13 protein-coding genes are annotated in these 14,625 nt (G+C 66.8%); 2 read left to right on the top strand and 11 right to left on the bottom strand.

Annotated elements, in window-relative coordinates:
- Positions 1–27: 27 nt before the first annotated feature.
- Positions 28–1,170: a DegT/DnrJ/EryC1/StrS family aminotransferase gene (locus tag ACZ5MJ_RS26995; RefSeq protein WP_464223989.1), complete on the top strand. Its 1,143-nt coding sequence runs from the start codon at positions 28–30 to the stop codon at positions 1,168–1,170.
- A 53-nt stretch (positions 1,171–1,223) separates the two neighbouring features.
- On the opposite strand, the gene ACZ5MJ_RS27000 is transcribed toward ACZ5MJ_RS26995, so the two are convergent.
- From ACZ5MJ_RS27000 to ACZ5MJ_RS27040, 9 genes are all read right to left on the bottom strand, one after another.
- Positions 1,224–1,523 (bottom strand): EscU/YscU/HrcU family type III secretion system export apparatus switch protein, encoded by a 300-nt coding sequence (locus tag ACZ5MJ_RS27000; protein WP_464223990.1) that lies wholly within the window; start codon positions 1,521–1,523, stop codon positions 1,224–1,226.
- Complete coding sequence (gene fliK, locus ACZ5MJ_RS27005; RefSeq protein WP_464223991.1) at positions 1,520–2,854, bottom strand: flagellar hook-length control protein FliK; 1,335 nt, start codon at positions 2,852–2,854, stop codon at positions 1,520–1,522. Before fliK ends, ACZ5MJ_RS27000 begins: the two co-directional genes overlap by 4 nt.
- A 123-nt stretch (positions 2,855–2,977) precedes the next feature.
- Positions 2,978–3,325, bottom strand: coding sequence for a flagellar protein FliT (locus ACZ5MJ_RS27010; protein ID WP_464223992.1), 348 nt, complete (start codon positions 3,323–3,325; stop codon positions 2,978–2,980).
- A 1-nt stretch (position 3,326) separates the two neighbouring features.
- Entirely contained in the window at positions 3,327–3,767 is a 441-nt protein-coding gene (gene fliS, locus ACZ5MJ_RS27015; protein ID WP_464223993.1) for a flagellar export chaperone FliS, read from the bottom strand.
- A 23-nt stretch (positions 3,768–3,790) separates the two neighbouring features.
- A complete protein-coding gene (gene fliD / locus ACZ5MJ_RS27020) occupies positions 3,791–5,266 on the bottom strand; it encodes a flagellar filament capping protein FliD (protein ID WP_464223994.1) in 1,476 nt (491 codons plus the stop codon).
- 47 nt (positions 5,267–5,313) lie between these two features.
- Positions 5,314–5,682 carry a flagellar protein FlaG gene (locus ACZ5MJ_RS27025; protein ID WP_464223995.1) on the bottom strand — a complete coding sequence of 123 codons (369 nt, stop codon included), beginning with the start codon at positions 5,680–5,682 and terminating at the stop codon, positions 5,314–5,316.
- Between the two features lie 114 nt (positions 5,683–5,796).
- Positions 5,797–7,035 (bottom strand): FliC/FljB family flagellin, encoded by a 1,239-nt coding sequence (locus ACZ5MJ_RS27030; protein ID WP_464223996.1) that lies wholly within the window; start codon positions 7,033–7,035, stop codon positions 5,797–5,799.
- 225 nt (positions 7,036–7,260) lie between these two features.
- Positions 7,261–7,587: an RNA chaperone Hfq gene (locus tag ACZ5MJ_RS27035; protein ID WP_464223997.1), complete on the bottom strand. Its 327-nt coding sequence runs from the start codon at positions 7,585–7,587 to the stop codon at positions 7,261–7,263.
- A gap of 855 nt (positions 7,588–8,442) precedes the next feature.
- Positions 8,443–9,399 carry an oxygenase MpaB family protein gene (locus tag ACZ5MJ_RS27040; protein WP_464223999.1) on the bottom strand — a complete coding sequence of 319 codons (957 nt, stop codon included), beginning with the start codon at positions 9,397–9,399 and terminating at the stop codon, positions 8,443–8,445.
- Positions 9,400–9,616: 217 nt separating this feature from the next.
- Between ACZ5MJ_RS27040 and ACZ5MJ_RS27045 the strand changes: the two genes are divergently transcribed.
- Positions 9,617–10,621 carry a BON domain-containing protein gene (locus ACZ5MJ_RS27045; RefSeq protein ID WP_464224000.1) on the top strand — a complete coding sequence of 335 codons (1,005 nt, stop codon included), beginning with the start codon at positions 9,617–9,619 and terminating at the stop codon, positions 10,619–10,621.
- A gap of 134 nt (positions 10,622–10,755) precedes the next feature.
- Here ACZ5MJ_RS27045 and ku read toward each other — a convergent pair whose 3' ends face one another.
- The gene (ku, locus tag ACZ5MJ_RS27050) at positions 10,756–11,793 is read right to left on the bottom strand and encodes a non-homologous end joining protein Ku (protein WP_464224001.1); all 1,038 of its coding nucleotides are present in this window, start codon (positions 11,791–11,793) and stop codon (positions 10,756–10,758) included.
- A gap of 220 nt (positions 11,794–12,013) precedes the next feature.
- Positions 12,014–14,029, bottom strand: a complete 2,016-nt coding sequence (locus tag ACZ5MJ_RS27055; protein ID WP_464224002.1) for a hybrid sensor histidine kinase/response regulator — start codon at positions 14,027–14,029, stop codon at positions 12,014–12,016.
- Positions 14,030–14,625: the final 596 nt, after the last annotated feature.

Here is a 14,625-nt window from a genome sequence, read left to right on the forward strand (position 1 = left end):
CCCGCCGCCATTCTGATTCCGAACACCATGAAGCGCATCCCTGTCTCCGGCCCGTCTATCACCGAAAAGGAGATCGCCTATGTCACCGATGCGGTGACCAATGCCTGGTACGCCAATGCCAACATCTACAACGAGCGCTTCGAGCGGGCCTTTGCCGAGTACCACGGCGTGCGGTACGCGGTGTCGCTGCCGTCGTGCACATCGGCGCTGCACCTGTCGCTGCTGGCGCTCGGTGTGGGCCCGGGAGACGAAGTGATTGTTCCGGACTGCACCTGGATTGCCAGTGCGGCGCCGGTCAGCTACGTTGGCGCCACGCCTGTGTTTGCGGACATCGATCCGGCCAGCTGGTGCCTGTCTGCCGAGTCGTTTGCGGCCTGCATCACGCCGCGCACCAGGGCCGTGATCCCAGTCGACCTGTATGGCAATGTACCCGACTATGCTGCCCTGCAGGAGGTGGCACGGCGCCACGGCATCGCCATCATCGAAGACGCCGCGGAAGCTGCCGGCACGCGCTACCGCGGCCGCGCCGCCGGCACCTTTGGCGTCACCGGCACGTTCAGCTTCCACGGCTCGAAGACGCTGACCACGGGCGAAGGCGGCATGCTGATCACCGACGATGATGATGTGTACCGGCGCGTGCTGGTATTGCGCGACCATGGGCGTCGCCCCGGCGACACGATGTTCGAAAACCGGGAGGTTGGCTACAAGTACAAGATGAGCAGCATGCAGGCCGCGCTGGGGCTGGCGCAGATCGAGCGCGCCGAGGAGCTGGTGGCGCGCAAGCGCGAGATCTTCGGCTGGTACTGCGAGGAGCTGTCGGGGTGCGGCGAAGTGGTACTCAACAGCGAGGCGGACAATGTGCGCAATACCTACTGGATGGTGACGGCGATCCTGCCCGCCAGCCTGGGCGGCAAGGCCGCGGTGATCCGCCACCTCGGGGAGCAGGGCATCGACTGCCGGCCGTTCTTCAGCCCGCTCAGCAGTCTTGATGCCTATGCCGCAGCACCGATGGCCCAGGCTGCGCGTGCGCGCAATGCAGTGGCGTACACGCTGTCGGCACATGGCGTGAACCTGCCCTCGGGGCTCAGCCTGCACCGCGAAGACGTAGCACGCGTAGGCGCAGCGGTGCGGGACTTGCTGGATGCCGCGCCGATCCAGGCCGCCGCGTGAATCCGGGACTACGCTGAGCGGCCGGCGCCCCGGCACTGGCCAGGCGCCGTCGCTCAGGGGGCGAGCCGGAAGGCGAGGTCGGCTGCCTTCTCCTCTTCAAGCTGGTACAGCCAGGCCAGCAACTCCGCTACCGCGACATAGAGCTGCGGTGGAATATGCGAGTCCATGTCGACCTGCATCAGCAGATTCACCAGCGCCGGCGAGTCGTGGACGTAGACCCCGGACTCCTTCGCGCGCGCGATGATCGATTCGGCGACGACGCCATAGCCCTTGGCGACGACGCGCGGCGCGCCGTCCTTGTGGTCATACGTCAGCGCCACTGCGGCGCCGCGCGACGGGTCGCCGTTGCTCATGACGATCCCTTTGGCCTGGCGGTATCTGCTGCAAACTGAACCAGTTCGATACCATTGGCCGCGAGACGTTCCCGCAGTTTGCTGCGCGCATCGTCAAGGCGCCCGGCAATATCAGGCGCATTGGCAACGAGCCGCGCCCCGAGCCCGGCGGGCGACAGCGAGAGCCGCGCTTCGACCGTGCCCAGTTCGGGCAGCTCCAGCAGCAGGCGCGTCGACCAGGTTTGCGTCTGCCGTGGACCGCGCGCGTCCTCGTCTCCGGTCGGGTCGCGCACAATCTCCCATGCCATGTGCGTGCCGGGCCATGCCTCGCCCGTCCAGCGAAAGTGCTGGCTGGCCAGTAGCTCCAGTTGCTGGCGGACCAGCCCTTCTGCGCCTGGATGCACGGCCGGGCCGGCGGGCGCGGTGCCGGCGGGGGCGCTGGCCGGGACATTGTCCGCATGCGCGTGCACATGGGCCGGGGATTGGGTTGCGTCGCCGGTCCGGGCCATGGCCTCATAGAGCAAGGCCCCTTGTTGTGGCGTAGCCGTCGGGCCGGTGCCGGTTTGCGGGCCGTGGGCAGGGCCGCGCGGAGCGGCGAAGGCCTGGTCGGGCGTGTCCGCATCGTGCGGCGATGACATCGTGTAAGGCGTGGTCACGCGGGCGTGTTCAGGGCCGGCGTTGTCCTTTACTCCGGGCGGCGCCGCCTGCATGGCGAGCGCCCGCGCAAGCGTGTCGGCGGGACTGTCGGCCATGCTGGCTGCGGCAGTCGCAGGAAGCGGATATGGCCCCGGGCCAGGGCGGGGTTGCGGGGCGGGCAGCAGCGCCACCGGCCGTCCGGGGGTGTCTTCCGGACTATCCTGGGCCTGCGTGCCCAGCGACGCCTGCGGATCTTTTTTCAGCTCGGCCAGCGTGCGTGCACCGTTGACCCATGCCGCCAGGTGCGACTCATAGAACAGCCCGCTATGGTCCACCAGCCCCGCCAGGGCCGCAGGCAGCGTGCCGGCCCTGGCCGCGGTGGGCGGTGCCGGCATCAACACCGCTGTCGTGCGGGGCGCGCTCTGCGCGCCTTTGCCGAGCAGGTCGAGGATGGTGCGGGCGGCGAAGCTCAGTGTTTCACGTGTCGAGGTGGTGCCGGCCGGACCGCTCCCGTTGAGGACACTGCCGGCATCCTGAGCCAGCCGGCCCTGGATCGCCGCGTTGCCGGCTTCGCCGGCGCTGCGTGAATTTGTCTGCGTGACGTCGGGCGCCGGCATCAGCGCGGCCAGCTTGTTGACCGAAAGGGTAGGTCGCAGCGTCTGCGTATCGGGACGCGGTGTCAGCGAGGCGTCGGGAGGCAGGAGCAGGCCGGTCATGATGCAAGCCAGTAAGACGGGAAGCCGCTATCGCGGCGCATTGGCTGGCTCCGGGCAGGCAGGGAATGGACCGGGGCCACGGCGGGGGCGAGGCAAGCAGGCATGCGCTGCCCCACTTCGGGCTCAGACGGGCACGCCGTAGGCCTGGCCGAGCTCCTGCCTGCGGCGGGAATTGCTCAGCAGCGCTTCCAGCCGCGACATCTGTGGCATCACGATCTGGCGAATGGCGGCGTCGTGGGCAAGGATCCGTTCGAGCAGCTGATAGCGGCGGGTGCGCTCCTGTGCGGAGGGCACTGGCTGGGCAGGGAGGGCACGCAGCTGGTCGACTTCCGCCACATAGACTTGCTGCAGCTCGCTCATGGCATCCCAGTTGCCGGCGCGTGCTGCGTCCAGCATCTGTTCCGAGAGCAGCAGCAATTCCTCGTAGCCACGGGTGACCGGGCTCGGGGCTTCTGGTTTGAACGGGTTCATCTCAGTTCTCCATGACCAACAGCGGGGCCGGCGCCTGTGCCTGCGCGGCGGCCGGTGGCTGCTCGCCGATCTGCGCCCAGGCCGACGCCAGGGTGGCAAGCAGGCCGTCGACTTCGGTCAGCAGGGCTGCGTCGTTGCGCAGGTTGGCCTGCAGCAGGCGGCGCGACATGTAGTCATAGAGGGTTTCCAGATCGGCGGCGATGTCGCCGCCGGCCTGGTGGTCGAGCGCGGCATTGAGGCCATTGACGATGATGTCGATGGCCTTCGAGATCGCGTTGCCCTTGGCCGGGATATCGCCGGCGTCCATGTGGAAGCGGGCGCTGGCGATGGCCGCGCGCGCTCCGTCAAACAGCATGACGATCAGCCGGTGAGGGCTGGCGCTCATGGCCCCGGTCTCGACCCCGACCTGGGAATAGGCATTGATGGCGTTGCGCGCGTACATGGCGTTCGGCTCCCGGTTAAGGCTTACTTGCCCGACGAGTTGTTCATGGCGTTGAACTGCTGCGTCAGGTAGGTGCTGGTGTTCTTCATCTGCGACATGATCACGTCGAGTTGCGTGAACTGCGTGCGATAGTTGGCGACGGTGGCGTTGATGCGGTCCTGGGTCGCGCTGTACTGGGTGCTCAGGTCCTTCAGGCTGCGGTTGATGCCGTCGGTGGCGGCCGTCAGCGCCCCTTTGCTGCTGGTCAGCGCCGTGATGGTGGTGCTCAGCTGGTTGCCGTAGCCGCTCTTGCCATCATCGTTGCCAAACAGGGCTGCGACGCCGCTTGGGTTGTCATTCAGCGCCTTGGTCAGCTTGGTGGAATCCAGCGCCAGCGTGCCGTCGAGCTGGAACGTCACGCCCACCTGCGTCAGCGCAGTGATGGCGCTGGACCCGCTGCCCGGCTGAGGCGTGTTGAGCACGCCACGGATCTGGCTCTGGATCACGCGCAACACGCCGTCTCCCGTGAGGGGCGAAGCTGTTTGCGTGCCGGGATCATAGGCAGACAGGCTGGTGGCCGCGTTCTGCAGGTTGTTGAAAGCCGTGACAAAGGCCTGCACGCCGTTCTGGATCGATGCGGTGTCGCGCTGGACCGTGATGTTGCTGGTGCCGGTCTGTGCCAGCGAGAGCGTCACGCCCTGCACGGCGCCGCTGACCTGGTTGCTGGGGCTCTGGATCGCGATGTTATTGACGGTCAGCGCCGCATTCTGGGCCGCGACAGTCTGTTGCATGTTTTGGGTGCCTGCCGGATCGTTGGCAACCAGATTGGAAAGCGCGCTGGTGCCGTCGCTCGAAGTGACCGAGATGCGCATGCTGTTGGTCGCGCCGGTATTGTTCGAGTTCAGGACCAGGCGATAGGGCGCGCCGGAGCCATCGTTGATGATGCTGGCAGTGACGCCGGCATTGGCCTTGTTGATGGCGTCGCGCACGCCTTGCAGCGTATTGTTGCTGCTGTCGATCGTGATGTCGAAGCCGGTCGAGCCTGCATTGGCTGTGAAGCCTGCGCCGCTGTACTTGCCATAGGTGGGGCTGGCGGCGTTGGAGTCGAGCGTGCCGCCGCTGATCGCGCCGAAATCGATATGGATCGTGCCGGTGCCGATCGCCGCATCCTGCTTGACCTGGCCTGCGCTCACCAGCGACTGGGCCTGGGCCAGGGCGGTGACGTTGACCGCATAGCTGCCGGCAGCCGCGGTGTTGCTGCCCGTGGCAGTCATGACGGTGGTGTTGCTGGAGGTAGCGGTCGCTGCGTTGAAGAAGCTGGGCTTGGACAACTGGTTGGCCGTTCCCTGGAATGCGGCGAGCATGCTCTGCAGCTGGCCATAGGCCGACAGCTTGGTCTGGTAGCTGGACTGCTGCTGCTTGAGCACAGTCAGCGGTGCCTGCTCGGCGGTGGTGAGCTGGTCGAGCAGCGAGCCCAGGTCAAGCCCCGAACCAACGCCGAGGTTAGAGATTGTTGCCATGTCTTCTACTCCAGAGTGCTACTTCAAATCCAGGTCCGATGGGCGGCTCAGGCGGTCTGGTTCACGAACAGGCCCTGCAATTGCGTCATCGCATCGGAGATACGCACCAGCTCTTCAGTCGGGATCTGCCGGATCACCTCGCCGCTGGTCTTGTCCATTACCTTGGTGATGACGCGGTGGCTGGTGCTGTCGATTTCAAACTGGACACTGACCGAGGCGGTGCGCAGCGCGTCGGTCAGGCGCTCGAGCGCTGCGTCGAGCGATGGCGATGGCTGCTTGCCGTCCCTGGCAGGGGCGCCGGGCGTGCCGGCGGCTCGTTCACCAGGCATACTGTTCACGCGGCGGTCCGGCCACTCGGTCAGCTGGGTCGCCAGCGCGGGAGGCAGCGCGGACGAAGTGGTAGCGGCAGTAGCCATGATCGTCTCGACTCAGTGGTTTCTTGAAATGCTTTCCCAGGGCCGCGGCCCTGGGGAAACATTCCACAACAGCGCCGGGCACGAGGCCCGGCACCGGTGCTACGCGTCAGTCAATTAACGCAGCAGCGACAGCACGCCTTGCGTGGTCTGGTTGGCCTGGGCCAGGACCGAGGTGCCAGCTTGTTGCAGGATGTTGGCGCGGGTCATGTTCGACACTTCCGTTGCGTAGTCAGCATCCTGGATGCGCGAACGCGACGACGACAGGTTGGTGATCGTCGTGCCCAGGTTGGCGATGCTCGAATCCAGGCGGTTCTGGATCGAACCCAGCGAGCTCTTCAGGCTGTCCACCTTTTGCAGCGCGGCGTCCAGCGTGGCCATCGGGTTGGCCGAAGCGCCTGCCGTCAGGTTGGAGGCGGTCAGCTTGCTGGTGTCGAGGCTGAGCTTGGCGGTGCCAGGGGTGCTCGACGTGTCGGCAGAAGCCGGGTCCAGGGCCACGTAGGTGTACATCGTGGAGCCGCTGGTGGCGCCCGACATGCCCTGGTTCTTCAGGGCCTGGGCTTCGGCGGCCGATGCCGGGGTGATCTGGACTTCAGCGAACCAGTTGCCGTTCTTGTCGACCACGGCGTTGGCGCCGATCGAGATGCTGCCGGCTGCAACACCCAGCGTGGTGGCGAGCGTGCCTGCGGTCTTTTCCGTAACCGTGCTGGTCGAGACGTTGGTCGTCGAGCCGTAGGCATTCTTGAAGTCGTTGGTGCCGGCGGCGGCCACACCGGTCATCGTTGCAGTGCCACTGAACGAAGCCGTCGCGGTAGCTTGCGGGCCGTTCACGTTGAAGCTTTGCAGACCCAGGGTCTTGGTGCTGATTTCCTGCAGGTTGACCGAGATGGTCTGGCCGTCGTTGGCGCCAACCTGGACGTTCACTGCCTTGGCGGTCGACGACAGCACCTTCACGCCGTTGAAGTCGGTTTGTTGCGACAGGCGGTCGATTTCCGACATGCGCTGGCCGATTTCGTCCTGGATCGACTTCAGGTCGGAGGCGGAGTTCGAACCGTTGGCGGCCTGCACCGACAGCGTACGGATACGTTGCAGGTTGTTGGTGACTTCGGTCAGCGCGCCTTCAGTCGTCTGAGCCAGCGAGATACCGTCGTTGGCGTTACGCTGGGCTTGCGTCAGGCCGTTGATGTTCGAGGTGAAACGGTTGGCAATGGCCAGGCCAGCGGCATCGTCCTTGGCGCTGTTGATGCGCAGGCCCGACGACAGGCGCTGGATCGCGGTGTTCAGCGACGATTGCGAAGCGTTCAGGTTGTTCTGAGTCATCAGAGACAACGAGTTGGTATTGATGATGGACGCCATGGTTGCGACTCCTATATGCAGTGATTTACACAGTCCGGCGGATGCCGTAACGTTGGCCGACTGCGTTGCAGTGCTGTAGTGCCTCCGTTGCAAAGGTTATCGACCAGGCTCCGGAAAGATTTAGAGTGATCTCCGCGATAGTTTCGCGGGGCGCCGGCAGGGCGGGCGGAAGCGCCGCGCGGCCAGGGGCGGCGGTGCGGAAGGGCGTGCGGAGCGGGCGTTGGGCTAGCGGCGCTTGCGGGTGCGCGGCATATAGATAGGCACAAAGTCCGGCGCGGTGGCCGGATCCGGCGCCACCACCACCGCTTCTGGCGCATCGGCCGGCGTGACCAGGCAGATGGCCCGCTTGTAGACCACCGTGGGCCGGCTGTCGTCCGGCTGCCGCCCGAGCAGCAGCACGTATTCGTCCGACGCCAGCACCAGCCCCTGCAGCCGGGCGCCGTTGGACAAGTGCACGATCACCGGGGTCTGGCTGGTGCAGTATGCGGCATATTCCTGAGGCTGCAGTTGTTTCCGGTTGCGTGGCCTGGGCGGGATTTCCTTCTTCTTCACAACGACTCCGGAAGAGCCCGCAAGGGTTCTGGCGGCTGATAACAGTCCGTTGGCCGGCAGCTTGAGGTGCGGCACGGCCAGGGCGGCAAGAGAAACATCCGCTCTCGGTAACGGCGTCGGAGCTGGCCGCCAGGGCCGCGGTGTCGCCAGGCCCCGCGCACGGGCCCCGGGATTTCGCGCAGGTGCCGGCGGTTGGCGCTGCCAGAAGAGGAGGGGAATACTTCAGGGCTGAGAGTAACAAAGTTCTACAAGCATTGACGAATGGCGCGCCGCCCAAGATCTAGAGGCTTTCGTCTACTAAAGTTGTTGCTCTCACTGCCGTGATATTGTAAGGGTCCGTCCGCATGCTCACGTGCAGTGCACTTGGAGCGGCCCGCCAGGCGCGGTGGGGACTGGGCTGGCGGGGAAATGCCAGCCCATGCGAAAAATGCCCTGAAAGTGATGTCAGGGGCAGAAACACCAAAAGTGCGCAAACGAGCTCATAATGTCATAGGGGAATCCCCTGATAGAAGCGAGATTTACATCTCATGTAAGCGCGTTTATATTCATGACAAGAGCCTTCGGGCTCGAGCAGTCCTGGAAAGCCTACGAGCACCCCGCGCGTGGGCTTTTTTTTTGCCCGCGTCGTTTGAATCGCGCTCTGTGGCGCTGTGGCCGGTGCGGTCGAGAAACCCGACCGGCCGTTCGGAATGCCCAGGCAGATTTAACGCCACTTCCGGGACACGCAATCCTCCGAAATGCGGGGGTTTTTGCCTCTAATTCCCATTTCTCCTCAAGAAGTGTCCGCTTCCCGCCGATAGCCGCTTCGGGCCGCCGCACGGCCTGCCGCAAGCGCGCAGGTGACAGTGGCGAGCCTCAGCCGGCCGGGGCGGAGGCGCCGCGGGCCACACGCCGCCGGGCGCGCGCGGCGAGGCCGGCGCCCAGCACCCAGCGCAGTGCCGGAGCCAGCACACGCATGCCGGCCAGCGCTGCCGGGCGCCGGATCGATGGTCCGTCCAGGTCGAGCTGGTGCCGTGCCCATGGCGGCAGCAGCGCGATGCCCGCATCCGCCATGATGCGCACCGCGGGCTGCAGCAGCGGGTTGGCCACCGGCATCTTCCTCACCAGCCGCACCACTTCGCGGGTGCGTTCGCTGGCCAGCAGCGCGGGCCGCATGGCCTCAAGGTAGGCGGTCACTTCGGCGCGCGAGCGCGGAACGTCGGTCGCGCCCAGCATCTGCGCGATGCGCGCGACTTCTTCGTAGTAGCGATCCTGCTCGGCGCCCTCCAGCGGCCCGACATAGCGCAGGTAGCCTCCCAGGAAGCTCGAAACCTCGGCAACGTGCACCCAGGTCAGCAGCGCGGGATCCGAAGCCGCGTAGTGCCGCCCGTCTGGCGCGGTGCCGACCACGCCGGCATGGATGCGCCGCACGCGGTCGATCAGCGCCATCGCGTCGGCACGGCTGCCGTAGGTGGTGCCGGCGATGAACTGCGCGGTACGCCCCAGGCGGCCTTGCATATCGGTGCGAAAGCTCGAGTGGTCCCACACCCCGGCCAGTGCCAGCGGATGCAGCGCCTGCAGCAGCAGCGCGCTGACGCCGCCTGCCAGCATCGCCGGAAAGTCCGCATGCACGCGCCAGCAGACCGCGTCAGGGCCGAACAGGCCGGGATCGCCTGGCGGGTTGTCGTAATCGAGGCTCAGGCCCGAATTGCTGCGGGTCAGCGCGCGCACCTGCGCGCCGGCGCGCTCGCGCAGCTTGGTGGAGAGATGGTTCAGCGGGCCGCGGCCTTGCTGCGGGGAGCGGCCGGTGGCGGGGTCGGTAAAGCTGGACAAGACCGGTGTTGGCTGGAGGGTGAAGTCAGGGCCAGCATACACGGGATGGCGGGACGACGTGCGCAGGACCATGCCGCGCGCGCGGATGCAAAAAGGGCCGGAGCCCCTGCTGGGAGTTCCGGCCTGCCAATCTCCGGCGTATGCCCCTGCGGCAGCACCGCATGTTGCCGCCGCACGTCACCGGATAGCTGCCTGTTGTCGTGGCTGGCGAGGATTATTGCTGGCGTTGTCCGCCGTGGCCGCTTTGCTGACCACCCTGTTGCCCGCCCTGGCCGCTTTGCTGGCCGCTGCGTTGACCGCTTTGCTGACCCGGTTGCTTGCTGCCGCGATCCTGCTGTTGCTGTTGATCCTGCTTGCGGTCCTTGTCACCCATCTGACCGCCACCTTGTTGTCCCGGTTGCTGCTGGCTGCCGCGTTGGCCTGTCTGCGATTGTTCCTGCTGCTTCTGGCCCGACTGCGATTGACCCGGCTGTTGCTGCTGTCCCATTACAAGCTCCTTGGCGCGGCGAACTGCCGCATTCCCTGCTCCGCAATCGCCATGCCAGGCACGACCGCGCCGCAGCGCCGCCAGCACCGGTGCCATGCGCGCGATGCAGCACATGCTGCGGCGCGGCGCTTTTACAACGGGTCGCCCGTTTTACACACCTTGCGCCACCTGCTGGTGTGCATGGCGCGGGCCGGCCGGGCGGGTATGGAGATTGCTGAAAAATGCCTTACCGGTGGTTCCGCTTGTCAGGCTGGCATTTGGGACGCACCGGGACCCGTACAGGAGACAGCCATGCGATTTACCCGAACCACCGCGCGCACCATGCGGATGGCCTGCGCTACCGCGGCGCTGGCGGCGGCTGCCGGCAGCGCGCTGGCACTCGACAAGAGCGGCCCGATTCTTGTCGCGGCGGACAATGCGCCGGCGGCGCCGGTGAATTCTGCGCCTGGCATGCCCGGCCGTGCCGACCCGGACCGTGGCGCCAGCACGGAGGCCACCGTAGACAAGGCCAAACAGGCAGTCGAGGACGGCGCCATCACCACCAGGATCAAGACCAAGCTCCTGGCGACCAAGGACCTCAAGTCCACCGGGATCCATGTGAAGACGAAGCAAGGCATGGTGGACGTGAGCGGCACCGTGCCCAGCCCGCAGCAGCACGACATGGCGCTGGATGCCATCCGCAGCGTCGAGGGCGTGACCTCGGTCAATGACAATCTGAAGGCGTCGTCGCGCTGACGGGCAGGGGGAGAGGGCAGGCGCAGGCATACCGACGCGCTCTATTTCGTTGATGCTCCCGCCCTCACCCCGACCCTCTCACGCAAGCGGGAGAGGGAGAACACAATTGGGATTCGGCTGATCGCGGTGCCGCGCTACGCCGCGCGCTTTCTTCCCGTAGTGCCCGGGCTCTTGCGCGCGGCCGGCGCATGCGACTCGCGCCTGGCGGGCGCACGCTTGGCGGTTCCAGTGCCAGTGCGGGTTGTGCTGGTACGCTTTGGAGCCGTGGTGCCGGCCCGCTTGGCAGCCGGCTGCTTGCGGGCCGCGGCGTGCCGCGCGGGGGCCTTGCGCGGCGCGGGCCCGGCCTCTTCCTCGTCTTTGGCTTCCTTGCCGCGCTTGCCCAGGCTCTGGCGCAGCAGCGCCACCATGTCGATGACCCTGGCGCCCTGGCGTGGCGCTTCTTCCTCCTGCGCCGGCGGGGTCAGCTGCTGGGTCTTGCCGGATTCGATCCGTTCCTCGATGCGCGCCATCAGGTCGTCGCGGTAGGTGTCGCGGTATTGCTCCGGCTCCCAGTCCTCGCTCATGTCCTCGACCAGCCTGGTTGCCATCTCGACTTCGCGTGCGTGCGCGCCGGTGGGCTTGCCGGTGGCAGCCCTGGGCAGTTGCAGCTCGGAGATGGGCAGCACCTCGTCGGCAAAGCGCATGGTGTTGAGCACCAGTGCGTCGCCGTGCACCAGCACCGCGGCCAGGTGCTGGCGCGCGCGCAGCACCACCAGCGCCAGCGCGGCCTTGCCGGTGCGGCGCATGGTCTCATGCAGCAGCGCATAGCCGCGCTCGCCGCGCTTGTCGGGTTCGAGGTAGTAGGGCGTGTCGAAGTAGTACGGCGGAATGCTTTCGGCATCGACAAAGCTGACGATGTCCACAGTCTGCGTGGCCTCGACATTGGCTTGCCGGAAGTCCTCCTCGTTGAGCAGTACGTACTCGTCCTTGGCGTACTGGTAGCCCTTGACGATATGCTCCTTGTCGACCGGCTTGCCGGTGTTCTTGTTGATGCGCTGGTAGCCCACCGGGGCCATGTCGCGCACGTCTAGCAGGTCCAGGTCCAGTGTCTGGTTGCGCGACGCGGGCCGCAGGACGACCGGGATATTGACGAGGCCAAAGGCAATGGCGCCTTTCCAGATGATGCGGGACACTTGATCGCTCCTTTGCCACGTGCGCCGGCGCGTTGCGGGGGCGGTGGCGGCATGTCGCCCGGAGGCGGGTCGACCACGGGTTGAGACGGGCCCGGCGGTGGCTCCTGCGGCGGGATTTCGGGCTCGCGCGGGGGCAGGTCGGGGTCGGGCGTGGTATGCACGAAAAGCTCCTTGATCAGGGATGGGGGAATGCGGCGGCCGGCGCCGGCACGGTCTCGCGCTAGGCGCGGCCTGCGTCCAGTTCGTCCAGCAGCCGCGCCAGTGCGTCCAGGTCAGCGGGCTTGACCAGGTGTCTGTCAAAGCCCGCCTCCAGCGCGCGGCGGCGGTCCTCCGGCTGGCCGAAACCGGTCAGCGCGACCAGCGTCGCGCCGCGCATCTCCGGCAGCGCGCGCAGGCGCCGGGCGGTCTCGAAGCCGTCCATGGCGGGCATGCCCAGGTCCAGCAGCACCACCTCCGGGCGCACATCGGTGGCGCGCGCCAGCGCGCTCGGGCCGTCCGCGGCGGTCACTACTGTGTGGCCCAGGGCCTGCAGCGTCATCGTCATCGCCTCCAGCGCATCGACGTTGTCGTCCACCACCATGACCCGGCGCGGCACGCCGTGGCGAGGGGCGGCCTTGCCTGAACCGGGATGCCAGTTCTGCCACGGCTCCACCGGCAGCATCACGGTGAAGGTGCTGCCCTGTCCCGGGCCCTCGCTGCAGGCGCGGATGGTGCCGCCATGCAGGCGCACCAGCTCCTGCACCAGGGTCAGGCCGATGCCCGGGCCGTCATGCGGGAACGCACCGTGTGGCGGCTCCGCGCAGGCACCCTCGTCCTGCCACGTGAGCGGATCGAACAGTTGCCGCTGCGGCGCCTCGGGCAGGCCGGCGCCGTTGTCGCGCACGCGCACCAAGACGTGGCCGCCGGAGACAGCGTCGGGGGCCAGGCCCGGCGCGCTGTCATCAAAGCTGGCTTCCACGACGATCTCTCCGCCCGCCGGCGTGTACGCGGCAGCGTTCTGCAGCAGGTTGCTGAAGATCTGCGTCAGGCGCACCAGGTCGCCGCGCACCGGCAGCGGCTGCTCGGGCAGCGACAGGCGCAGCGTGTGCCGGCAGGCGTCCAGCACCGGGCGCACGGCTTCGACCGCGGTCTTGAGCGCGGTGCGCAATTCCACCAGGTCCTGGCGCAGCGTGATGCGGCCCTGGTTGAGGCGCGAGATATCGAGCAGTTCATCCACCAGTCGGGTCAGGTGATGCACCTGCCGGCTGATGATGTCGCGCGCGCGGAACATGTCTGCGCGCGTCGGCGCCAGTTGCTGCAACAGGTCCGCCGCGCTGCGCAGCGGCGCCAGCGGATTGCGCAGTTCGTGCGCCAGCATGGCGAGGAACTGGTCCTTGCGCCGTACTTCGTCGCGCTGCGTGCGCCCGGCGCGGTTCTGCAGCGTCACATCCTGGCAGGTGCCGGCGATGTGCAATGGCGGGGTGCCGTCGCCGGCCGGCGCCGCTTGCGCGCTGTCGCTGCCGCGCACCGGAAAAGCCCGCGCGCGGATCTCGCGCGGTTCGCCGCAGGACAGGGTGATCTGGAATTCGATGTCCATCCTGCCGTCGCGCAGCATGCTGACCACGGCCGCCTCCACGCGTGCGCGGTCGGCTGGCGCCACGCGGTCCAGGCAGCGGCGCGGATCGTCTATCAGCTGCTCGGCCGGGTGGCCGCACAGCGTCGCGAGCGACGAGCTGGCAAACAGCAGCTGCCGCGTGGCAGGGTCCAGGATCCACACCACGTCGGCGAGCGATTCGGCCAGCTGGCGGAACATGTCCTCGTGCTCGTGCAAGGCCTGCGAGGTACGGCGATACGCGTCCTCGGCGCCGCGCAGGCGCAGCAGCGCCTGGATGCTCGACAGCAGTTCCTCGGGCTCGGCGGGTTCCACCAGGTAGCCGTCGGCGCCGCAATTGAGCGCCTCGACGCGCTGGCGCGACCGGGCCAGCCCGGGCGAGGTCAGCAGCACCAGCGTGCGCGCGGTTTGCGGATCGTCCTTGAGCAGGCGGCACACCTCCAGCCCGCTGATGTCGGGCAGCCTGGCCGACAGCAGCACCAGCGCGGGCGCATGCTGGCGCACCAGCGACAGCGCCGAACGGCCCGTGACGGCCTCGATCACCGGAAACTCGCCGCGATGCAGGATGCGGCTCTTGACGTAGCGCGGACCCTCGCGGTCCTCGACATTGAGGATCAGCGGCGCGCGGTTGGCTTGTTGCTTCATGGCTTCACGCTGACGGGCGCGTATGCGCCGGCCCGAAGTGTTGGCCCAGCGGGTACCCCGGTGCCCGCCCGGACGTGGTGTAAGACTGCGCAGGCCCTGGTGTGTGGCGTGTAAGTTTTACCAAACTGACGCGCCCGGCCCTTGTATTTCCTGCATATCTGTCCATCGCATCCATCGCCATCCCTCTTGTGCACGGCTTTGGCAGAGCCCTGTCCGCTTCGTTGTGGCAAGAAATGTGCCGTCAGTCGATGGAGGCAATGGCTAGTGTCCTGTCCCGCAAATACCTTGCCATGAGATCGCCCAGTTGGCCGCCATGCATCGTTGCTGGTCGTTGCCATAGCTACGGAATCAGATGGGCTTTGACTAACGCGCTAAACCTTTCAAGTAATGCGTTGGATTTCGCCCCGCACGGTCAAGGAGATCCACATGCCGGCCAGCCTCCATGCATATCCCTCGAAGAGCCAATCGTCGAGAAACAGAAGGGCGGACGCCGCGGTTGGCGTCTCCCATTTTGTATTGTTGGGTGGTGTCCGGAAGCGATACGGCCATCGATGCTATCGAGCTTGTGCCAGTCGCTATCAGGCTGAAATATTTCT

This window comes from Cupriavidus sp. LA-1, assembly GCF_055385985.1.

Bases quoted from the DNA above. Each gene is read 5' to 3' on its own strand.
- ACZ5MJ_RS26995 (WP_464223989.1), top strand. From the start codon at position 28: ATGAAGCGCATCCCTGTCTCCGGCCCGTCTATCACCGAAAAGGAGATC.
- ACZ5MJ_RS27000 (WP_464223990.1), bottom strand. From the start codon at position 1,523: ATGAGCAACGGCGACCCGTCGCGCGGCGCCGCAGTGGCGCTGACGTAT.
- fliK (WP_464223991.1), bottom strand. From the start codon at position 2,854: ATGACCGGCCTGCTCCTGCCTCCCGACGCCTCGCTGACACCGCGTCCC.
- ACZ5MJ_RS27010 (WP_464223992.1), bottom strand. From the start codon at position 3,325: ATGAACCCGTTCAAACCAGAAGCCCCGAGCCCGGTCACCCGTGGCTAC.
- fliS (WP_464223993.1), bottom strand. From the start codon at position 3,767: ATGTACGCGCGCAACGCCATCAATGCCTATTCCCAGGTCGGGGTCGAG.
- fliD (WP_464223994.1), bottom strand. From the start codon at position 5,266: ATGGCAACAATCTCTAACCTCGGCGTTGGTTCGGGGCTTGACCTGGGC.
- ACZ5MJ_RS27025 (WP_464223995.1), bottom strand. From the start codon at position 5,682: ATGGCTACTGCCGCTACCACTTCGTCCGCGCTGCCTCCCGCGCTGGCG.
- ACZ5MJ_RS27030 (WP_464223996.1), bottom strand. From the start codon at position 7,035: ATGGCGTCCATCATCAATACCAACTCGTTGTCTCTGATGACTCAGAAC.
- ACZ5MJ_RS27055 (WP_464224002.1), bottom strand. From the start codon at position 14,029: ATGAAGCAACAAGCCAACCGCGCGCCGCTGATCCTCAATGTCGAGGAC.